The organism is Komagataeibacter kakiaceti JCM 25156, assembly GCF_000613305.1.
Window position 1 is genome coordinate 1 of sequence record NZ_BAIO01000856.1, and the last position, 651, is coordinate 651.

Annotated in this window: 1 pseudogene; it reads right to left on the reverse strand. The window is 67.7% G+C overall.

The window, feature by feature from the left end:
- A pseudogene (locus JCM25156_RS19545) lies at nucleotides 1–651 on the reverse strand (1-deoxy-D-xylulose-5-phosphate reductoisomerase); the annotation flags it as partial.

Here is a 651-nt window from a genome sequence, read left to right on the forward strand (position 1 = left end):
CGCGCAAGGCGCAGCGCGGGGAAGCGGACCTCATCCGGGGCCTCGAAATCGAGACGCGCCAGCGCCGCCAGATCCAGGCGCGGCGAATTGGTGGGCATGCGCGCGGGCCAGGCCAGCGTGTGGGCGATGGGGATCCGCATGTCGGCCGACCCAAGCTGCGCCACGATGGAGCCATCGGTATACTGCACCATGCCATGCACCACGGACTGCGGATGCACGACCACGCCCAGCTTGTCCTCGGTCACGTTGAACAGGCGCGCGGCCTCGATCAGTTCCAGCCCCTTGTTGAACATGGTGGCGGAATCGATGGTGATCTTGGCCCCCATCGTCCATGTGGGGTGCTTGAGCGCGGCTTCCAGGGGGGCCTTTTCCATTTCCTCCAGCGTGGCGCGGCGGAACGGGCCGCCGGACGCGGTCAGGATGATCTGTTCGACCTCGCTGGCCTGCTTGTCCGCCATCGACTGGAACACCGCGTTATGCTCGGAATCGACCGGCAGCAGGGTCGCGCCCGCATCGGCCACCGCCTTGAGCATGACATCGCCCGCGCAGACCAGCGCCTCCTTGTTGGCCAGCGCCACGGATTTCCCGTTACGCACCGCCGCCAGCGTCGGCTCCAGCCCGGTGGCGCCCGTAATGGCCGCCATGGTCCAG